Origin of the sequence: Pseudomonas sp. R1-43-08, from assembly GCF_003852255.1 — a bacterium.
In the GTDB taxonomy this organism is placed as follows: Bacteria; Pseudomonadota; Gammaproteobacteria; order Pseudomonadales; family Pseudomonadaceae; genus Aquipseudomonas.
The window spans coordinates 2135384-2154388 of sequence record NZ_CP027734.1 but is presented as its reverse complement, the minus strand read 5'-3'; the positions used below and the strand labels follow the sequence as shown (position 1 = coordinate 2154388).

Sequence of the window (19005 nt, the reverse complement as noted above, 5' to 3'; positions counted from 1 at the left end):
CCGCCGCAGGCTCTCAAAAATGATCAAAACGCCGTACTACCTCATCGATAAACAGAAGCTTCTGGTCAACATGCAGAAGATTGCCTACGTGCGCGAGCAGTCCGGCGCCAAGGCTCTGCTGGCGCTCAAGTGCTTTGCCACCTGGTCGGTGTTCGACCTGATGCAGCAATACATGGACGGCACCACCTCGTCGTCGCTGTATGAGTTGAAGCTCGGCCGCCAGAAGTTCGACGGTGAAGCGCACGCCTACAGCGTGGCCTGGGCCGACGATGAAATCGAAGAGATGCTGGAGAACTGCGACAAGATCATCTTCAACTCCATCAGCCAACTGCAGCGTTTTGCCGAACGTTCCGAAGGCAAGACCCGTGGCCTGCGCGTCAACCCACAGGTGAGCAGCTCCGATTACCTGCTGGCCGACCCGGCGCGTCCGTTCAGCCGCCTGGGCGAGTGGGACCCGGTGAAGATCGACGGCGTGATCGATCAAATCTCCGGTTTCATGTTCCACAACAACTGCGAAAACGGCGATTTCAGCCTGTTCGACAGCATGCTCGGCACCATCGAAGAGCGCTTCGGCGCGCTGCTGCACAAGGTCCAGTGGGTCAGCCTCGGCGGCGGCATCCATTTCACCGGTGAAGGCTATGCGTTGGATGCGTTTTGCGCACGGTTGAAGGCATTCTCCGAAAAGTATGGCGTGCAGGTGTACCTGGAGCCCGGCGAAGCGGCGATCACCAACAGCGCGTCCCTGGAAGTCACCGTGCTCGACACGCTCTACAACGGTAAAAACCTCGCCGTGGTCGACAGCTCCATCGAAGCCCACCTGCTGGACCTGCTGATCTACCGCCTCAACGCCAAGCTGGCGCCGAGCGCGGGTGAGCATACCTATATGGTGTGCGGCAAATCCTGCCTGGCCGGCGACATCTTCGGCGAGTATCAATTTGATCGTCCGCTGGCCATCGGCGATCGGCTGTCGTTCATCGACACCGCTGGCTACACCATGGTCAAGAAAAACTGGTTCAACGGCCTGAAAATGCCGTCCATCGTAGTGAAACAACTCGACGGTACAGTCGAAGTGGTTCGTGAATTTGGTTACGACGACTACCTGTCCAGCCTTTCGTAAGCTGGCGGATATAGGAGAAATAAAGCAATTGAAAAAGAACGTTCTTATCATTGGTGCAGGAGGTGTCGCCAAGGTGGTGGCCCACAAGTGCGCGCAGCACAACGACGAACTCGGTCGTATTGCTATCGCGTCGCGCAACATCTCCAAATGCCAGGCCATCATCGACAGCGTCAAGGCCAAGGGTAGCCTCAAGGTACCCGCCGACATTCAGGCCTTTGCGCTGAACGCCCTGGACGTGGAAGCGACCAAGGCCCTGATCCGCGAGACCGACTCGCAGATCGTCATCAACGTGGGTTCCGCGTTTCTCAACATGTCGGTGCTGCGTGCCTGCATCGATACGGGCGTGGCTTACCTCGACACCGCCATCCACGAAGAGCCGGGCAAGGTCTGCGAGACCCCGCCGTGGTACGGCAACTACGAATGGAACCACCTGGAAGAATGCAAACAGAAGAACATCACTGCCATCCTTGGCGTGGGCTTCGACCCGGGTGTCGTCAACGCGTATGCCGCGCTGGCGCAGCAACAGCATTTCGACCGCATTGATTCGATCGACATTCTCGACGTCAATGCCGGCTCCCACGGCAAATACTTCGCCACCAATTTCGACCCGGAAATCAACTTCCGCGAGTTCACCGGACAGGTGTGGAGCTGGCAGAACAGCCAGTGGACCAGCAACACCATGTTCGAAGTCAAACGCACCGACGACCTGCCGGTAGTCGGTTCGCAGAACCTCTACCTCACCGGCCACGATGAAGTGCATTCGCTGTCGAAAAACCTCGACGTGCCCAATGTGCGTTTCTGGATGAGCTTCGGTGAACACTACATCAACGTCTTCACCGTACTGAAAAACCTCGGCCTGCTTTCCGAGAAGCCCGTCAAAACCGCTGAAGGCCTGGAAGTGGTGCCGTTGAAAGTGGTCAAGGCGGTACTGCCTGACCCGTCATCGCTCGCACCGGGCTATACCGGCAAAACCTGCATTGGCGACCTGGTCAAAGGCACCAAAAACGGCCAGCCGCGCGAGATGTTCATCTACAACGTGGCTGATCACGAAGAAGCCTTTGCCGAGACCGACAGCCAAGGCATCTCCTACACCGCAGGCGTCCCACCGGTAGCCGCTGCGCTGCTGGTGGCGCGCGGCGAGTGGGATGTGAAACACATGGCCAACGTCGAGGAACTGCCGGCTGAGCCATTCCTCAAAGCGCTGGACGTGATGGGCTTGCCGACTCGGATCAAAGACGAGCACGGTGATCGCGCCTGGGATGCGATTGCCTGACCGGCGATAGCTGACCGAACAAAAAATGCGCCCGATTGGGCGCATTTTTTTGTGGGAGGGGGCTTGCCCCCGATGGCGATGCATCAGCTACAACTGAGCCGGCTGACACACCGCAATCGGGGGCAAGCCCTAATGCCAGTCAGTTAAGGACGAACACTGTACCTGTGGCGAGGGAGCTTGCTCCCGCTGGGCCGCGAAGCGGCCCCAAAAATGGGACTGCTGCGCAGTCCAGCGGGAGCAAGCTCCCTCGCCACAGGTTACTTTTTACCCTTTCTACTTCTTAACTGACTGGCATTAGGGCAAGCCCCCTTCCACATCAGGTTTTGTGGTGCTGGGGTAAACCTTACTTCGACACCGGCATCGCAAACTCCGCGCCCTGCTCGATGCTCTCCGACCAACGCTGCATGATCGATTTCTGCTTGGTGTAAAAACGCACGCCCTCGGTGCCATAGGCATGCATGTCGCCAAACAGGCTTTTTTTCCAGCCACCAAACCCATGCCAGGCCATTGGCACCGGGATCGGAACGTTGATGCCGACCATGCCCACTTCGATGCGCCGCGCAAATTCGCGGGCGATGTTGCCGTCGCGGGTGAAGCAGCTGACGCCGTTGCCGAACTCGTGGTCGTTGACCAGTTTCACTGCGGCGGCGAAATCATCCACACGCACGCAGGCCAGCACCGGGCCGAAGATTTCTTCGCGGTAGATACTCATTTCCTTGGTGACGTGGTCGAACAAGGTAGCGCCGAGCCAGAAACCGTTTTCCAGGCCGGGCTCGGACGGTACGTAGTCGCGGCCATCAAGCAGCAATTGCGCGCCGGCCTGCACCCCTTGCTCGATATAGCCGCTGATCCGCTCCAGGGCAGCGCGGGACACGATCGGGCCCATTTCGGCCTTGAGGTCGCGGCCATCGGTAATGCGCAGTTGCCTGGCGCGTTCGGTCAAGGCAGCGATGACCTTGTCACCCACATCGCCCACCAGCACCGCCACCGAGATTGCCATGCAACGCTCGCCGGCACTGCCGTAGGCGGCGCCCATCAGGGCGTCGACGGTGCGCTCGATATCCGCGTCGGGCATCACCACCATATGGTTTTTCGCGCCGCCCAGGCCTTGCACGCGTTTGCCGTTACGCGCACCGCTTTCGTAGATGTACTGGGCAATCGGCGTGGAACCGACAAAGCTCACGGCCTTGACGTCCGGGTGTTCGATCAGCGCGTCCACCGCTTCCTTGTCGCCCTGCACCACGTTGAACACGCCCTTGGGCAGGCCCGCTTCGCGCAGCAGCTCGGCCATGAACAACGAGGCGCTCGGGTCGGTGGGGCTTGGCTTGAGAATGAAGGTATTACCCGCCGCAATCGCGATCGGGTACATCCACATCGGCACCATCACCGGGAAGTTGAACGGCGTGACGCCGGCCACCACGCCCAGCGGCTGGCGCATTGTCCAGTTGTCCATGCCACGGGAGACCTGGTCGGAATGTTCGCCCTTGAGCAGGTTGGGAATACCGCAGGCGAACTCGAGGATGTCGATACCACGGTCGACTTCGCCCTGGGCATCGGTAAACACCTTGCCGTGTTCGGCGACGATGATGCGTGCCAGGTCGTCCTTGCGTTCACGCAGCAGGTGCAGGTATTCGAACAGCACACGGGCGCGGCGGATCGGCGGGGTGTCGGCCCAGCCGGCAAAAGCGGCCTGGGCGGCGGCGACGGCTTCGGCCACGGTCTGGCGGCTGGCCAGGGCTACACGCGCGGTGACTGCGCCGGTGGCCGGGTTGTAGACGTCCTGATAGCGATCATCGCGGCTCACGCGCTGGTCGTTGATGTAGTGCTCAAGGGTAATCGGCATGGCAGGCGATCCAGGTGGTTGGCGTTGGTACACACCTTAGGCTTTCGCTTTGTTCCGAACCAGAGCAGAATCTTGAACTTATTGTGCATCCTGGCGAACAATACCCCATGGAAAAAGCAGAGATCGAAGGGCTGTGGACCCACATCCATTGGCTGTCAGTGCTGGAAGAACACGGCACCTACACCGCCGCTGCCGCGCGCCTTGGGGTGAGCAAATCGGCGGTGAGCCAGCGGATTTCCGACCTGGAAAAAGCCACCGGCACCCGGCTGGTGACGCGCACCACGCGCAGCGTACGGCTGACCGATGCGGGGCTGTCGTTGACCCGCGAGGTGCGCAGCGCCTATGAACACATCGCCCGCAGCTTCTCTGCGGTGCGTGACCTGGCCGGCGAAGTGCGTGGCCTGGTGCGGCTGACCGCGCCGGTGGCGTTCGCCCGGCAACAGCTGGTGCCGCATCTGCCGCAATTCCTGCGCCAATACCCGCAGGTGCGCATCCAGCTGGACGTGTCCGACGCCTTGAGTTCACTCGCCGCTGAAGGTTACGACCTGGCCGTGCGCCATGGTTTCCAGATACCCGAGACCCATGTGGCCTGGAAGCTCTGCGACACCGCCTCGGTGCTGGTCGCCACCCGCGATTACCTGCAGCGCCATGGCGAACCCCGCGAGCCGGGCGATCTGTCGGCGCACAACTGTCTGTTTTACCCACGTGGCGCCGACCAGCCGGCCTGGACCTTCGAGCGCGGCAGCAAACACCTCGAACGCCTGACCGTGCCTATCGCCGGCAGCTTCGCCACCAACAACAGCGAAGCCCTGCGCGACGCGGCGCTCAATCACCTGGGCATCGCCCTGCTGCCGGATTTCAGCGCCCATGCGGCGCTGGCCGAGGGCAAGCTGGTGCAGGTATTGAAGGGGTGGACGCTCAAGGGCGCATTCGCCAATGAGATCTACCTGATCCGCCCCTACTCGCCCCATGTGCCGAAGGCAGTGAGCGCGCTGGTGGGTTTTTTAAAGACGCAGTTGGCGGGAGGGTTTCGATTCGACGGCTGAGGCAGCACACAAAAAAAGGCCCGGCGACACACGCGGATGCGTCACCGGGCAAAGCGAAGCGACCGGCTTCAGAAACGTGGCTTGACGGTTTTCCACTGCGGTTGATAGCGCTGCATCTGTTTCACATCGTCACGCTGGCGGATACCGCAACTGAGGTATTGGTCATGCAGCTTGCCCAACTGATCGTGGTCCAGCTCCAGGCCCAGCCCCGGCGCGCGGGTGATGCTCACGCAGCCGTCGACGATGGGCAGCTTGCCGCCCTTGATCACCTCTTCGTCTGGCTCCTGCCATGGGTAATGCGTATCGCAGGCATAGTCGAGGTTGGGCACCGACGCCGCGACGTGGGCCATGGCCATCAGGCTGATGCCCAGGTGTGAGTTGGAGTGCATCGACACGCCCAAGCCGAAGGTGTGGCACATCTTCGCCAGCACCTGGGTGTCGCGCAGGCCACCCCAGTAATGGTGGTCGGCGAGCACGATCTGCACGCTGTTCAGCGCCACGCTGCGGCGGAACTCGTCAAAATCGGTGACCACCATATTGGTCGCCAGGGGCAAGCCGGTTCGCTTGTGCAGCTCGGCCATGCCCTCCAGGCCGGGGGTCGGGTCTTCGTAATATTGCAAGTCATCGCCGAGCAATTCAGCCATGCGAATCGAGGTCTCCAGGGACCAGTTTCCGTTCGGGTCGATGCGCAGCGGCACGTCGGGAAAGGCTTTTTTCAGCGCCTTGATGCAGCGCACCTCATGTTCTGGCTCCAGCGCGCCGGCCTTGAGCTTGATGCTTTTGAAACCGTAGGTCTCGAGCATGCGCCGGGCCTGGGCGACGATCTGCGCTTCAGTCAGGGCTTCGCCCCAGCTGTCGGGCTTGTAGGGCGAATCAATGTGTTCGGCGTATTTGAAAAACAGGTAGGCGCTGAACGGGATCTGGTCACGGATCGCGCCGCCGAGCAGGTCCACCAGCGGTACATTCAGCGAATGCGCCTGCAGGTCGAGAAACGCCACTTCGAACGCCGAATAGGCATTGCTCACGGCTTTGCTGGCATGGGAGCCCGGCGCCAGTTCCGCACCGGCCACGCTCAGCGGTTTATGCGCGGCCACGGTGGCCTGCACGATAGCGCGCAGGCCATTGAGGTTGAACGGGTCCAGGCCGATCAGCTGTTGCTGTACCTGTTGCTGGATCGCCAGCGCCGGGGCATCGCCATAGCTTTCGCCGAGGCCGATGTAGCCGGTGTCGCTTTCAATCTCGATGATCGAGCGCAGCGCGAAAGGCTCGTGGATGCCGCTGGCGTTCAACAGCGGCGGGTCGCGAAAGGCAATCGGGGTGACGGTGACGCGGATAATTTTCAAGAGACGGCTCCCTGTGGATCTGAAGACAAAGGGTGAGGCGCGGTGGATGGGTTGGACGGTGTACCGCCACGCGGTGCGGTGCGGGCAAAGAACACCACCACCGCCGCCACCAGCGAAGTGGCGGCCAGGCCGTAGAGCCCGCCCTCGATGGACCCGGTGGTCTGCTCCAGCAAACCGAAGGTGGTAGGCGCGACGAACCCGCCCAGGTTGCCCACCGAATTGATCAACGCAATCACCGCCGCCGCGATCCGCGCATCCAGGTAACCCTGGGGAATCGGCCAGAACAGCGCCGACGCGGCCTTGAAGCCAATCGCGGCAAAACAGATGGCGACGAACGCAAACACCGGCCCGCCCAGGGTAGACATGAACATGCCGAACGCCGCGATCACCAGCATCAGCGACACCCAGGCTTGCTGGTGCTTCCACTTGCTGGCCAGCGCCGCGAAGCCGTACATGGCGACGATGGAAATCAACCACGGAATGGCATTGAACAAGCCCACCTGGAAGTCACCCAGGTTGCCCATTTTCTTGATCATGCTCGGCAGCCAGAAGGTGGCGCCGTAGATGGTCAGGGCGATGGAAAAGTAGATAAAGCAGAACAGCGCGATCTGTTTGTCGGCCAACAGCTTGAACATCGACGGCCGCACGCACTGGCTCGCCTCGCGCGCCTGCTGCTCCAGCGCAATGGCACTGACCAGCGCGTGTTTTTCTTCGTCACTGAGCCACTTGGCCTGATGGGGATGGGACTGCAACCAGAACCACACAAACCCGCAGAGCACGATGGAGGCGAAGCCTTCGATCAGGAACATCCATTGCCAGCCATGCAGGCTGAACCCGCTGACATTCAGCAGCGCGCCCGACACCGGCCCGGAGATCACTGAGGCAATGGCCGAACCGCTGAGGAAAACCGCCATGGCCTTGCCGCGCTCGCTGGCCGGCAGCCACTGGGTGAAGTAGTAGATGATGCCGGGAAAGAACCCGGCTTCGGCGGCGCCGAGCACAAAGCGCAGCACGTAGAAACTGGTTTCTCCCTGCACAAAGGCCATGCCCATCGCGGCCGCGCCCCAGGTGAACATGATGCGCGTCAGCCAGGCCCGCGCGCCGTAGCGTTGCAGCAGCAAATTGGATGGCACTTCGAAAATCGCATAGCCAATGAAGAACAGCCCGGCGCCCAAGCCGTAGGCCGCCGCGCCAATGCCCAGGTCGGTTTCCATATGGCTGCGCACGAAGCCGATATTGACCCGGTCGATGTAGTTGACGATGAACATCACCACGAACAGCGGCAGGACATGGCGCTTGACCTTGGCGGCAGCGCGGGCGAGCACGCTCGGGTCTGGCGGATTGTGAAGGGTATCCACGGGCAACTCCCAGTCATTGTTTTTTTAGGGATCGTTTTTTTAGGGACAGGTCGATGATGGACGCCGGGGATTGTTCCCGTCTAATCTAACCTGGCATTCGATTGATACTGGAATTAGATCAATGTTCGAACTGACCCAACTGCGCTGCTTCACGACCGTGGCCACCGAACTGAATTTCCGCCGGGCGGCTGAACGGCTGAACATGACGCAGCCGCCCCTTAGCCGGCAGATCCAGTTGCTCGAGCATCATCTGGGCGTGGAGCTGTTTACCCGCACCACCCGCAGCGTCGCGCTGACCGCCGCCGGCCGGGCTTTTTTCATCGAGGCGCAGAACCTGCTCGAGCGTGCCCAGCAAGCGGCCGTCACCGCGCGACGCTTTGCCGAGGGCGATATCGGTACGGTCAATATCAGCTTCGTCGGCAGCGCGGTGTATGAGTTTTTACCCAAAGTGATTGCCGAGGCGCGCCTCAAGCAGCCCCACGTCAAGATCGACCTGTCCGAAATGAACACCTACCAGCAATACGAAGCCCTGCGCGCCCGGCGCATCGACCTGGGCATCGTCCGCGCGCCGCTGCTGGAGCCCGGCTACGCCACTGAATGCCTGGTGCGCGAGCCGTTTGTGCTGGCGGTGCCGAGCAGTCATCGGCTGGCCCAGGCACAGACCGTCAGCGTGCAAGACCTGGATGCGCAGCCGTTCCTGATGTACGCCCATTCCGCCTACCCGCCGTTCAACGAGCTGCTCACCGGCCTGCTGCGCTCGGCCCGTGTCGCGCCGGAGTATGTGCAGTGGCTCGGCTCGTCCCTGACTATCCTCGCCCTGGTCAACGCCGGCATGGGCCTGGCCCTGGTGCCGCGTTGCGCCAGCAGCGTGGTGTTCAAGAACGTGGTGTTCCGCGATATCGACCTGGGCGAAGGCGCGCAGAGCGAGCTGCACCTGATCTGGCGCGAGCACAACGACAACCCGGCGTTCACCATGCTCCTGGAAGGTATCCGCAGCGCTGCGGGCGAGCGCTTGCTGGCGCACCATTGACCCAATCCTGTTGAATACTTGCCTGATCCTCTGAACTTGTGGGCTATTGCATAGATGGCCCTTGCGCGCTGGTCTAGAGTTCGACGATGGGCGACCTGCGGTCGCACCTCTCCTATAAGAACTCTAAGAACTCAGCACCACCAACCGATGATCAGCAGGTGAGCCGCCATGGAATTACGTATTAACCAACAGGCCTATCAGGTCGATGCCGACGCCGACACGCCGTTGCTGTGGGTGATCCGCGACGACCTGGGCCTGACCGGCACCAAGTACGGCTGCGGCCTGGCCCAGTGCGGCGCGTGTTCGGTGCTGGTGGACGGCAACGTGGTGCGCTCGTGCGTCACGCCGGTGGCGGCGCTGGTCGGCCGCGAGATCACCACCATCGAGGCGATTGAAGCCGATGACGTGGGCAAGCGCGTGGTCGCGGCCTGGGTCGAGCGCCAGGTGGCGCAATGCGGTTACTGCCAGTCCGGGCAGGTGATGGCGGCCACGGCGCTCCTCAAGCACACCCCTGCACCGTCGAAAGAGCAGATCAACGCGGCCATGATCAACCTGTGCCGCTGCGGCACCTACAATGCCATCTACGCCGCCATGGATGACTTGGCCGCCGGCAAGGAGAGCGTTTGATGAAGACGTCCGAGATTCTACCCGGTGTGACCCTGGACGCACCGATCAACCTGTCGCGTCGACGCTTTCTGGCGAGCACCGCCGTCGGTGCATTGGTCATCGGCTTCGGCCTGCCCCTCGGCGCTTCCAGGGTGCAGGCTGCCACGGGCGCCGCCGCTGAACGCGGCACCCAGGTGCCGGCGTTCCTCGAGATTCGCCCGGACGGCAGCGTGCGCCTGCTCAGCCCCTTCATGGAAGGCGGCCAGGGCACGCACACCGCCATGGCGCAGATCATCGGCGAGGAGCTGGATGCCGACCCTGCCACCTTCGTGGTCGAAGCCGCACCGCCCGGTGAAGCCTACGTGGTGATGGAAAATGGCCTGCGCATCACCGGTGGCAGTATGTCGGTGCGCATGAGCTACCCGACCATGCGCCGCCTCGGCGCCCTCGCTCGCGCCATGTTGATGCAGGCTGGCGCCGAACAGCTCGGTGTGCCGCTGGCACAACTGACCACGCAACCGGGCCGGGTGGTGCATGCCGCGTCGGGCCGCTCGCTGGGTTATGGCGAGTTGGCCGGCCGCGCCCTGGACATGCCCGTGCCCGACCCGGCCAGCATTACCCTGCGCGACCCGAGCCAGTTCCGCTGGATCGGCAAGCCGGTCAAACGCCTGGATGCCTATGACAAATCCACCGGCAAGGCGCAGTACAGCATCGACCTCAAAGTCGACGGCATGCTCCACGCCGCGGTGCAGCACGCGCCGCGCCTGGGCATGACGGTGGGCAGCCTGCGCAACCAGGCCCAGGTCGAGGCCATGAAGGGCGTGCATTCGGTGCACACCTTGCCGGGCGCCGTGGCGGTGGTTGCCGAACGCTGGTGGCACGCCAAGCGGGCCGTGGAAGCGATCCAGGTGGAATGGCTCGAAGCCGCCGCCGACTCCAGCGTGCGCGCGATGCCGGCGGATTTTTCCAGCGATAAATACCGCGATTTTCTCGCCGCCCAGCAAGGCCCGGCCCGCGACGACGAAAACCAGGGCGACGTGGCCGCCACGCTGGCCAACGCCAAGACCCGCGTCGACGCCACCTATCATAACCAGTACCTCAACCACGCCCAGCTCGAGCCGCCCTCGGCACTGGCGCGCTATAACCCCGACGGCACGCTGGAAGTCTGGCTGCCGAACCAGGCGCCGGATATGTTCCGCGCCGACATCGCCAAGCGCACCGGCCTGGCCGTTGAGCAAATCACCCTGCACTCGCCGCTGCTCGGCGGCTTTTTCGGGCGGCATTTTTTGTATGACTCGGCCAACCCCTACCCGCAGGCCATCGCCCTGGCCAAGGCTGTCGGCCGGCCGATCAAGCTGATCTGGAGCCGCGAGGAAGAGTTCGTGCGCGATGTGCTGCGCCCGGTCGCGGTGGTCAAGTTCCGCGCCGCGCTGGATGAAAAAGGCCTGCCTGTGGCCATCGAAGCGGTGAGCGCCACCGAAGGCCCCACCGAAGCGATTGCCGGCAAGCAAGGCGATGCTCTCGACCCCACCGCCCTCGAAGGCCTGTCCGGCAAAAGTTATGCAATCCCCAACAAGCGCATCGCCCAGATTTACGTCAAGGGCCCGGCCATGCTCGGTTACTGGCGTTCGGTGGGCAATTCGTTGAACGACTTCTTCTATGAAGCGTTCCTCGATGAACTGGCCGACAAGGGCGGCCACGACCCGTACGAATTGCGCCTGCACCTGCTGCGCGACAATGCGCGGCTGACCACTCTGCTGCAAGCGGTGGGCGAACTGTCCGGCGGCTGGAAGCGCGGGCCGTTCACCGCCGAAGACGGCAGCCGACGGGCGCGTGGCGTGGCCATGGCCTCGCCGTTTGGTTCTCATGCGGCGGTGATCGCCGAAGTGTCGATCGACAACGGCCAGGTCAAGGTGCATGACATCTGGCAAGCCATCGACCCAGGCAGCATCGTCAACCCGGCGATCATTGAAGCCCAGGTCAACGGCGCCGTGGCCTTGGGCTTGTCGCAAACCTTGCTGGAGGAAGCGGTTTACGTGGACGGTAAGCCACGGGCGCGCAACTACGATTTGTACCCGATCCTGCCGCCCTCGCGGATGGCGCGGGTACACGTGAAGATCGTCGAGAGCGGCGAAAAAATGGGCGGTATCGGCGAACCACCGTTGCCCGCCGTGGCGCCAGCAGTGGCCAACGCGGTGGCACAGTTGACCGGCCAGCGCATCCGCAGCTTGCCGTTGAGCCGCTACACCTTCAGTTAACCCACAGGGAATGCCCATGAACAACCGCCGATTCGCAAGAACCGCAGGCTGGCTGGCGCTGCCCTGCCTGGTCGTGGCAGGCCTGCTGGCCTGGTACGTCACCCGCGAGCCCGCCTCGCCGTTCGCAGAACAAAACACCGCCAGTGTCGACCCGGCACTGGTCAGTCGCGGCGAGTATGTCGCGCGTCTGAGCGACTGCGTGGCCTGCCACAGCCTGGCAGGCAAGGCGCCGTTTGCCGGTGGCCTGGAAATGGCCACGCCGCTGGGGGCGATCCATGCCACCAACATCACCCCCGACCGCGAGCATGGCGTGGGCAACTACAGCCTCGCCGACTTCGACCGCGCCGTACGTCACGGCGTCGCGCCGGGCGGGCGCCGGCTGTACCCGGCGATGCCCTACCCGTCCTACGTAAAGCTCAGCGACGACGACATCAAGGCGCTGTATGCGTTCTTCATGAAGGGCGTGCAGCCGGCCAACCAGCCGAACATTCCCAGCGATATTCCCTGGCCGCTGAATCTGCGCTGGCCCATCGCCCTGTGGAATGGTGTATTTGCGCCCACCGCCGCTTACGCCGCCAACCCCAGCCAGGACGCACTCTGGAACCGTGGCGCTTACATCGTGCAAGGCCCTGGCCACTGCGGCAGTTGCCATACACCACGCGGCCTGGCCTTCAATGAGAAAGCCCTGGACCAGTCCGGCGCGCCGTTCCTGGCCGGTGCGCTGCTCGACGGCTGGTACGCACCGAGCCTGCGCCAAGACCCCAACACCGGCCTGGGCCGCTGGAGCGAGGCGCAGATCGTGCAGTTCCTCAAGACCGGGCGCAACCAGCATGCGGTGGTCTACGGCTCGATGACCGAAGCGTTCAACAACTCCACACAGTTCATGGCTGACGACGACCTGGCCGCCATCGCCCGTTACCTCAAATCCCTGCCCGGCGACCCGCAGCGCGATGGCACGCCTTGGCAGTATCAGGCCGTGGCCACCGACGCGCGTGCGGATGCCCCCGGCGCCCACACCTACGCGACCCGCTGCGCCTCCTGCCATGGCCTGGACGGCAAGGGCCAGCCGGAGTGGATGCCGCCACTGGCCGGCGCCACCTCGGCACTGGCCAAGGAAAGCGCCTCGGCGATCAACATCACCCTCAACGGCTCGCAACGGGTGGTGGCCGCAGGCATACCGGATGCCTACCGTATGCCGGCGTTCCGTGAGCAATTGTCCGATCAGGACATCGCTCAGGTGCTGACCTACGTGCGCAGTACCTGGGGCAACCAGGGTGGTGCAGTGGACGCCCAGGCGGTGGGCAAACTGCGCGGGCATACCGACCCGGCCAGCAGCAGCCCGATCATTTTGCATATGCGGTGAGGCTGGAACGCGGTCTCTTTGGTATAGGTGATCACATGTGGGAGGGGGCTTGCTCCCGATAGCGGTGTGTCAGTGAATGCATGTGTAACTGACACACCGCCATCGGGAGCAAGCCCCCTCCCACATTTGGCCAGGCTAGGCCTACTTGCTCTCGTCGCCCTTGCCTTCCTGCATCTGCACCGAAGACTTGCTGCCGCTGGTGTTGTCTTTGGTGGTGTTATCGGAATTGTCGAAACAGCCGTGCAGCAGGAACATGCTGCAAAAACCCAAGCACATAGACAGCTTTTTCATAAGATCTCCTGTTAAACCGATTCGTCAGCTTGTGCTGCATGTGGCCAGTTTCCGGACACGAACGTTCCCTGCACAGGCCGTGAGGCTGACGAATGGTTTGCCATTAATTAGCTAGCATTTACGTACGGCATATTTGGGCTAACCTTGACCCGTTAAAGCCTGTTAGCCGGTGATCCCATGGACACGTTGACCAAAGCGCAAATCGAGCATGCTCTTGCACAGCGACTGCGCAATTGCCGTGTTACCTGCACGATCAATCCAGACAGCAGCCTGTCCGTCACGGTGCTCGCGCCTGACGCCAATCAGTTCACCATCGCCAATATCAACCGCGCCCGCTACCACGGCGAGTCAGGTATCAACCGGCTCGTACGGGAAATCATGGAAGACATGGTGGTTTCCCGAAAAACCTCCCGCCTTTCATCCGTGGGGTAAATACGCTTAAAAACAGAACGAGGCTTTCCATGCCGGATTCCGCCGCTGAACCGTTACAACGCTGCACCATCGATTACCTCCAAGACACACTGCTCGGCGTCAATCCGCTCTCCCATGCATGCACGGCCTGGATTACCCAGGCCGGCGAGCGCATCTCGCTGCGCATCCCAGGGCCGTGGCCGAAAGAGTTGCTGAAAGCCCATACCCTGACGATCAAGGGAGAAGAGCGCACTTACCATGGCGTGCTCGTGGATGCCCAGGCGTCGGGCACCGATGAGTTGGTGTTGAACATTCAACTTCAGCCGGAACGGCCGGGCGCTGCTGGTCATTAACCCCGTTCACCCGCCAACGCACGCTGGTGAAAATGCGCCAGCCACTTCAAGGCATGCAGCGTCGCATCCAGCTGCACCTGCTCACGGGAGCCCATGAAGCGCTCCTTTCGGCTGAAGATACTCAGCCGGTTTTCGATTCGATAAGCCCAGGCAAAACAAATGGTCCCAGCCGGAATGCCGTCCATGTCATCCGGGCCAAGCAGGCCGGTGGTGGCGACGGCAACCCCGGCCGGGCTGTCACGCAACGCGCCTTCGGCCATCTCGCGAGCGACTTCACAACTGGTGAGGTTGAAGGTATCGATCGTATACGCGCGTACGCCCAGCAAGCGCTGTTTGGCCTCGGGCGAGTACACGACATAACCACTTTCAATACATGACCCGCCGCCCCTGACCTCCGACAGCAGCGTGATGATCTTGCCTGCCGTACACGACTCGGCGCTGGTGAGAGTGAGCTGGTGTTGTTTCAGGTAATCGATAGTGGCTGCGGCGATATCCATGATGACAATTTCCCGTGTTCAAAAGGTTGCAAGGTAGTCGGCCAATGTCAGCGCACAGGCCTCAATTGCGCCGTCCACAATCAGCTCGTAGCCGTGGGTGTTTTCCGTTGGAATCGCCAGGCAACCGCTGCGCGCCGACGTGCCGTTACTCATGACGGCACTGGCATCCGAGGCAAAATCCACCAGCAGCGCATATTGAGGCGCATAACCGCAGCGCTGGGCGGCATCCGCCAGGCCGGTGACCACGGAACGTGTGTAATAGCCTTTGAGGTCACCGGTATTGATGATCGGATCGACGCTCAGGCGAGTGCCGTACTCGCTCATCACCGGGCCGACTTCCACCGCAATGGTGGTATCGCCCGGCAGTGTCTGCGCCGCATACATCGCCCCGGCGTTGCACTCTTCTTCCAGGGTGGTGAAGACAAAATACACATCGCACGTCAGCGCCTGTCGGCGTTGGTGCAGGCGCTGCACGCTATGAAGTACCGCAGCGATGGGCGCGCGGTCATCCAGGAAATGCGCGGCAATCGCGTCACCCACCCGGAACGGCGCACGCCAATGGCGACTCAGGGTCACGCGGCTGCCGGGGCGTACGCCATAGTCACGCAAGGTCTCGACGGAGCAACGGGTGATCACATGCACGTCATTCCAATGCACGTCCCCTGACAGCACATCGGCCCCCTGGGGCGCGTTGGCGGTGGCATGCATCGAACCAAAGGACAGCACACCGGGAATGAATTGGTGATCACCGAGTATGTCCACCGGGCACATGCCGAAATTCACCGGGTTGGCACCGCCCAACGCGGTCACGCGCAACGTGCCGTCGGCGTCCACATGCTTGACCACCATGGCGATCTCATCCATATGCGCCATGACCCGCACCGCGCGGCGGGGCTCGCTATCGCCCTGCGCGCCTTTGACCAGGCCGATGACATTGCCGGCAGGGTCCACCCAAGTGTCGTCACACAGTGGCCGCAAATGCTCCAGGCAAATGGCGCGCACCTCATCCTCCTGGCCGCCAGGGCCACGGGCGAGCAGCAGTTGGTGAAGCAACTGGGGGACATCGGGTCGGGCATCGTTTGGCTGGGGTTGCATCCGGGGGTCTCCATTCGCGCTATTGAACACTTATGAAAAATGACCCGACACGTCGAACGGTTGTTCCACAAATCTTCTTCGGCGTGCATCGAAATCCAGTTGAACGCCCACTTCGGCAGGCTTTCTAGATGTGTTCGAAAACCACCCATGGAGGGAGTCCCCGATGAACATCAACCGTCTGCAACCCGCCCTGCCTTCGCTGTGCCTGGCGATGTCGATGGCCGCGCTGACCGCCTGCGCCGGCAACGACTCAGCCTCCAACGTAGTCGCGCCCGGTGAGGCCAAATCACCCACCACGCGCACCCTCGACACCGGCGCCGCCCTGCTGCAATCGCGCCCGCCCATCGATGCGCTCAATGCCTACCTGGACGGCTTCCACTTCTACAACGGCCATCCCGACGCGCAAATGGAAGCCCATCACTACTGCGCGATTCTCAACGAGGAAGTGATCCAGTGCGTGATCTACGACGGCAACCGCAAGGACGCCAAGTTGATGGGCGTGGAGTACATCATCAGCGAGCAACTGTTCAACAGCCTGCCGGCGCCCGAGAAGGCGTTGTGGCACAGCCATGTGCATGAGGTGAAGTCGGGCCAACTGGTAGCGCCTGGTATTCCTGCGGTGGCCGAACACGCCTTGATGGAAAAACTGGTGCATACCTACGGCAAGACTTGGCACACCTGGCACACCGACCTCAACAAGCGCCTGCCGCTGGGTGTTCCGCAATTGATGATGGGCTTTACCGCCGATGGCCAGGCCGATCCGAAGATGGTCGCCGAACGGGACCAGCGGCTGGGCGTCGACAGCGCCAGGAAAAAGCAGGAGCGCGCCGACATCGCCGCCCCGGCCATAGCACCGGGTGCGGACGCCTGGCGCCAGGGCACTATCATCCAGATTGAAGACCCCACCCAGGCCGCCCACCAGCACTGACAGCGGCAGCTGGTCATTTGGATTGAACGATTATTTGCCGGCGCTTGCCACATAGGAAAGGGGCGCATCAGCTGCCCCGCGCATGAGGAGTTCAACTATGTCTTACGACCATCAAGGCCCTGCCAGCGTCATTACCGCTTCCCGCCATCTGGGCACCGAAGACGATGAATGCCTGAACGAAAACGCCAATATAAAAATGACCAGCAGCGGCAAGCCCACCATCGTTCGCCTGGATTTCGATACCCCGCTGACCTGGCCCGGCAACCCCAACTTCGTCACCGTCAACGTGCCCGACGGCACGTCTGTCAGTGGTGTGATCGTGGCCTTGGAACGCCCGGCTGACGGGCCAGGTTGGGTCACCTTTACGGTGGACGATTGAGCCTGCGAGCAGGCCATCGCATTGTCCGACAACTTATTTGAATTATTTTTGACGTCAAATATCTGTACTTCATGAGCATAGGGAGTCCTCATGAAAAACAACGAGTTATTCACCATCAAGTATCAACTTCACGGCGAGCCCAGGTCGTTCATCGTGCGTGCAGCGCGCATGAATAACGCTGAAGCCTGGCACTGGGCCAGTTGTGATGCCGGCGTGGCGGTCATCCCCAGGTTCGGGCAAAACAACCTCAAGCGCGTCTCCAAGCCGATGGCGGAAAAATACGGCATTACGGATGTGCGCTGGTGCGGCGCGGCAGCGATTCAGTGGGCAGAGGGCATTACATCATGAACAGTCAGGTGCTGGATTACACAGCCAGGCAAACGTCGGACGACGAAGTCGCGCAGAACACCCAGATGTTCTACGAAGCGGACCGATTGGATGCCCAGGCCTATAAGATCATCGAACACTACAGCGGCGATACCGCGACCTGGGCGCGCTTCACCGAGGCGAAGAAGCTGGCGGACGCGCAACGGACCGCCGCTTATCAAGAGTGGATGCGCATTCACCGCACCAGGAAAAGGTAGATCTTAACGGCAGGTCAGTTGAGGCTTCTTGTAGGAGCGAGCTTGCTCGCGAAGAACGCCCAGGCAACGCGTTCATTCTGGATAAGCGCGGGGAGCCTGAGTTCTTCGCGAGCAAGCTCGCTCCTACATGGTTATGAGGCATGCCCCTGAGTTATGAAGCATGCCCCTGAACATCAGGGGCATGCGTCTGTTCAGAGGATCGGTTTACCGCCCGTCACGCCGTAGCGCTCGCCAGAGATATAACTGCCTTCATCCGACGCCAGCAGCACATAGATAGGCGCCACTTCCACCGGCTGGCCAGGACGCCCCAGCGGCGTGTTGCCACCGAAGTTTTCCACCATGTCGTCGGTCATCGTCGACACGATCAATGGCGTCCAGATCGGCCCCGGTGCCACGCTGTTCACGCGAATCCCGCGCTCACCCAGCATCTGCGCCAGGCCAGCGGTGAAGTTGGCGATCGCGCCCTTGGTGGCCGCATAAGGCAACAGCGACGGGTTGGGCATGTCGGAATTGACCGAGGTGGTGTTGATGATCGAACTGCCCTCGGCCATGTGCGGCACCGCCGCCTTGCAGATCCGGAACATCGCGGTGATGTTGACGTTGAAGGTTTTGACCCAGTCCTCGTCGGGAATGTCTTCCAGGGATTTATAGGTCATCTGGAACGCAGCGTTGTTGACCAGCACGTCGATACGCCCGAACTCCTTCACCGTGTCGTTGACAATGGCTGTGCACTGCGCCGCGTCGCCCAGGTCACCGGGCAACAGCAGGCACTGGCGCCCCGCTGCCTCGACCCAGCGCTGGGTCTCCTTGGCGTCCTCATGCTCGTCCAGATACGACACGGCAACGTCCGCACCTTCGCGGGCAAAGGCGATCGCCACCGCACGCCCGATGCCGCTGTCGGCGCCGGTAATCAAGGCAATCTTGTTGGCGAGCCGGCCCGAGCCTTTGTAGGTCTGCTCACCGCAATCGGGCATCGGCTCCATCTTGCGCTGGTCGCCGGGTACAGGCTGCTGCTGTGGCTTGAAGGGTGGTTTTGGGTAGTTACTCATCGGATTCCCTCCTGTGTGTGGTTAGTGTTGCGAGGGTCGGCCGCGCCCGATAGTTCAGAGCAATTTTCAGAAAATCGGATGACCGTACCCGCACGGCTGCGCCGCTCGTCCGATGGAATAAACCTTTGCAAAGTACGCCTCTCAACCGAAGGGTGAACGCCCGTTGGGGTATCGAGTGGTG

General features: G+C 61.9%; 20 protein-coding genes. 13 read left to right on the top strand and 7 right to left on the bottom strand.

Annotation, left to right across the window (positions count from 1 at the left end):
• The first annotated feature begins 19 nt into the window (after window positions 1–19).
• On the top strand, window positions 20–1117 hold the full coding sequence (locus tag C4J87_RS09970) for a carboxynorspermidine decarboxylase (RefSeq protein WP_124366625.1): 1098 nt from the start codon (window positions 20–22) through the stop codon (window positions 1115–1117).
• 28 nt (window positions 1118–1145) lie between these two features.
• Window positions 1146–2390: a saccharopine dehydrogenase family protein gene (locus C4J87_RS09965; protein WP_124366624.1), complete on the top strand. Its 1245-nt coding sequence runs from the start codon at window positions 1146–1148 to the stop codon at window positions 2388–2390.
• Between the two features lie 343 nt (window positions 2391–2733).
• On the opposite strand, the gene C4J87_RS09955 is transcribed toward C4J87_RS09965, so the two are convergent.
• Window positions 2734–4233 carry a CoA-acylating methylmalonate-semialdehyde dehydrogenase gene (locus tag C4J87_RS09955; RefSeq protein ID WP_124366622.1) on the bottom strand — a complete coding sequence of 500 codons (1500 nt, stop codon included), beginning with the start codon at window positions 4231–4233 and terminating at the stop codon, window positions 2734–2736.
• A 107-nt stretch (window positions 4234–4340) separates the two neighbouring features.
• On the opposite strand from C4J87_RS09955, the gene C4J87_RS09950 reads away from it, so the two are divergent.
• Window positions 4341–5279: a LysR family transcriptional regulator gene (locus tag C4J87_RS09950; RefSeq protein ID WP_124366621.1), complete on the top strand. Its 939-nt coding sequence runs from the start codon at window positions 4341–4343 to the stop codon at window positions 5277–5279.
• 68 nt (window positions 5280–5347) lie between these two features.
• Here C4J87_RS09950 and C4J87_RS09945 read toward each other — a convergent pair whose 3' ends face one another.
• The gene (locus C4J87_RS09945) at window positions 5348–6622 is read right to left on the bottom strand and encodes a glucarate dehydratase family protein (protein WP_124366620.1); all 1275 of its coding nucleotides are present in this window, start codon (window positions 6620–6622) and stop codon (window positions 5348–5350) included.
• Complete coding sequence (locus C4J87_RS09940) at window positions 6619–7980, bottom strand: MFS transporter (RefSeq protein WP_124362366.1); 1362 nt, start codon at window positions 7978–7980, stop codon at window positions 6619–6621. Before C4J87_RS09940 ends, C4J87_RS09945 begins: the two co-directional genes overlap by 4 nt.
• Before the next feature lie 121 nt (window positions 7981–8101).
• On the opposite strand from C4J87_RS09940, the gene C4J87_RS09935 reads away from it, so the two are divergent.
• From C4J87_RS09935 to C4J87_RS09920, 4 genes are all read left to right on the top strand, one after another.
• Window positions 8102–9010, top strand: coding sequence for a LysR family transcriptional regulator (locus tag C4J87_RS09935; protein ID WP_124366619.1), 909 nt, complete (start codon window positions 8102–8104; stop codon window positions 9008–9010).
• A 168-nt stretch (window positions 9011–9178) separates the two neighbouring features.
• Window positions 9179–9637 (top strand): (2Fe-2S)-binding protein, encoded by a 459-nt coding sequence (locus C4J87_RS09930; protein WP_124366618.1) that lies wholly within the window; start codon window positions 9179–9181, stop codon window positions 9635–9637.
• A complete protein-coding gene (locus C4J87_RS09925; protein WP_124366617.1) occupies window positions 9637–11874 on the top strand; it encodes a molybdopterin cofactor-binding domain-containing protein in 2238 nt (745 codons plus the stop codon). Before C4J87_RS09930 ends, C4J87_RS09925 begins: the two co-directional genes overlap by 1 nt.
• 16 nt (window positions 11875–11890) lie before the next feature.
• A complete protein-coding gene (locus C4J87_RS09920; protein ID WP_124366616.1) occupies window positions 11891–13237 on the top strand; it encodes a cytochrome c in 1347 nt (448 codons plus the stop codon).
• Between the two features lie 141 nt (window positions 13238–13378).
• Here the strand turns inward: C4J87_RS09920 and C4J87_RS26095 are convergent, their stop codons facing one another.
• A complete protein-coding gene (locus C4J87_RS26095) occupies window positions 13379–13528 on the bottom strand; it encodes a hypothetical protein (RefSeq protein WP_164485251.1) in 150 nt (49 codons plus the stop codon).
• 177 nt (window positions 13529–13705) lie between these two features.
• Here C4J87_RS26095 and C4J87_RS09915 point away from each other — a divergent pair, with 177 nt between their 5' ends.
• Together C4J87_RS09915 and C4J87_RS09910 are read left to right on the top strand one after the other, a co-directional pair.
• Entirely contained in the window at window positions 13706–13960 is a 255-nt protein-coding gene (locus C4J87_RS09915; RefSeq protein ID WP_124362361.1) for a hypothetical protein, read from the top strand.
• 29 nt (window positions 13961–13989) lie between these two features.
• Entirely contained in the window at window positions 13990–14292 is a 303-nt protein-coding gene (locus tag C4J87_RS09910) for a hypothetical protein (protein WP_124366615.1), read from the top strand.
• On the opposite strand, the gene C4J87_RS09905 is transcribed toward C4J87_RS09910, so the two are convergent.
• Window positions 14289–14789: a CinA family protein gene (locus tag C4J87_RS09905; protein ID WP_124366614.1), complete on the bottom strand. Its 501-nt coding sequence runs from the start codon at window positions 14787–14789 to the stop codon at window positions 14289–14291. The two genes, C4J87_RS09910 and C4J87_RS09905, sit on opposite strands and share 4 nt — an antisense overlap.
• A gap of 18 nt (window positions 14790–14807) precedes the next feature.
• Window positions 14808–15884, bottom strand: coding sequence for a M42 family peptidase (locus C4J87_RS09900; RefSeq protein WP_124366613.1), 1077 nt, complete (start codon window positions 15882–15884; stop codon window positions 14808–14810).
• 163 nt (window positions 15885–16047) lie between these two features.
• Between C4J87_RS09900 and C4J87_RS09895 the strand changes: the two genes are divergently transcribed.
• From C4J87_RS09895 to C4J87_RS09880, 4 genes are all read left to right on the top strand, one after another.
• On the top strand, window positions 16048–16812 hold the full coding sequence (locus C4J87_RS09895) for an OBAP family protein (protein ID WP_124366612.1): 765 nt from the start codon (window positions 16048–16050) through the stop codon (window positions 16810–16812).
• Window positions 16813–16909: 97 nt separating this feature from the next.
• Window positions 16910–17191, top strand: coding sequence for a hypothetical protein (locus C4J87_RS09890; RefSeq protein ID WP_124362356.1), 282 nt, complete (start codon window positions 16910–16912; stop codon window positions 17189–17191).
• 90 nt (window positions 17192–17281) lie between these two features.
• Window positions 17282–17539: a DUF6555 family protein gene (locus C4J87_RS09885; protein WP_124362355.1), complete on the top strand. Its 258-nt coding sequence runs from the start codon at window positions 17282–17284 to the stop codon at window positions 17537–17539.
• Entirely contained in the window at window positions 17536–17775 is a 240-nt protein-coding gene (locus C4J87_RS09880; RefSeq protein WP_124366611.1) for a hypothetical protein, read from the top strand. Before C4J87_RS09885 ends, C4J87_RS09880 begins: the two co-directional genes overlap by 4 nt.
• Window positions 17776–17966: 191 nt before the next feature.
• Here C4J87_RS09880 and C4J87_RS09875 read toward each other — a convergent pair whose 3' ends face one another.
• Complete coding sequence (locus tag C4J87_RS09875) at window positions 17967–18824, bottom strand: SDR family oxidoreductase (RefSeq protein WP_124366610.1); 858 nt, start codon at window positions 18822–18824, stop codon at window positions 17967–17969.
• Window positions 18825–19005 lie beyond the last annotated feature (181 nt).

Coding starts and splice junctions, on each gene's coding strand:
- C4J87_RS09970 (WP_124366625.1), top strand. CDS start 20: ATGATCAAAACGCCGTACTACCTCATCGATAAACAGAAGCTTCTGGTC.
- C4J87_RS09955 (WP_124366622.1), bottom strand. CDS start 4,233: ATGCCGATTACCCTTGAGCACTACATCAACGACCAGCGCGTGAGCCGC.
- C4J87_RS09950 (WP_124366621.1), top strand. CDS start 4,341: ATGGAAAAAGCAGAGATCGAAGGGCTGTGGACCCACATCCATTGGCTG.
- C4J87_RS09935 (WP_124366619.1), top strand. CDS start 8,102: ATGTTCGAACTGACCCAACTGCGCTGCTTCACGACCGTGGCCACCGAA.
- C4J87_RS09930 (WP_124366618.1), top strand. CDS start 9,179: ATGGAATTACGTATTAACCAACAGGCCTATCAGGTCGATGCCGACGCC.
- C4J87_RS09925 (WP_124366617.1), top strand. CDS start 9,637: ATGAAGACGTCCGAGATTCTACCCGGTGTGACCCTGGACGCACCGATC.
- C4J87_RS09920 (WP_124366616.1), top strand. CDS start 11,891: ATGAACAACCGCCGATTCGCAAGAACCGCAGGCTGGCTGGCGCTGCCC.
- C4J87_RS26095 (WP_164485251.1), bottom strand. CDS start 13,528: ATGAAAAAGCTGTCTATGTGCTTGGGTTTTTGCAGCATGTTCCTGCTG.
- C4J87_RS09915 (WP_124362361.1), top strand. CDS start 13,706: ATGGACACGTTGACCAAAGCGCAAATCGAGCATGCTCTTGCACAGCGA.
- C4J87_RS09910 (WP_124366615.1), top strand. CDS start 13,990: ATGCCGGATTCCGCCGCTGAACCGTTACAACGCTGCACCATCGATTAC.
- C4J87_RS09905 (WP_124366614.1), bottom strand. CDS start 14,789: ATGGATATCGCCGCAGCCACTATCGATTACCTGAAACAACACCAGCTC.
- C4J87_RS09900 (WP_124366613.1), bottom strand. CDS start 15,884: ATGCAACCCCAGCCAAACGATGCCCGACCCGATGTCCCCCAGTTGCTT.
- C4J87_RS09895 (WP_124366612.1), top strand. CDS start 16,048: ATGAACATCAACCGTCTGCAACCCGCCCTGCCTTCGCTGTGCCTGGCG.
- C4J87_RS09890 (WP_124362356.1), top strand. CDS start 16,910: ATGTCTTACGACCATCAAGGCCCTGCCAGCGTCATTACCGCTTCCCGC.
- C4J87_RS09885 (WP_124362355.1), top strand. CDS start 17,282: ATGAAAAACAACGAGTTATTCACCATCAAGTATCAACTTCACGGCGAG.
- C4J87_RS09880 (WP_124366611.1), top strand. CDS start 17,536: ATGAACAGTCAGGTGCTGGATTACACAGCCAGGCAAACGTCGGACGAC.
- C4J87_RS09875 (WP_124366610.1), bottom strand. CDS start 18,824: ATGAGTAACTACCCAAAACCACCCTTCAAGCCACAGCAGCAGCCTGTA.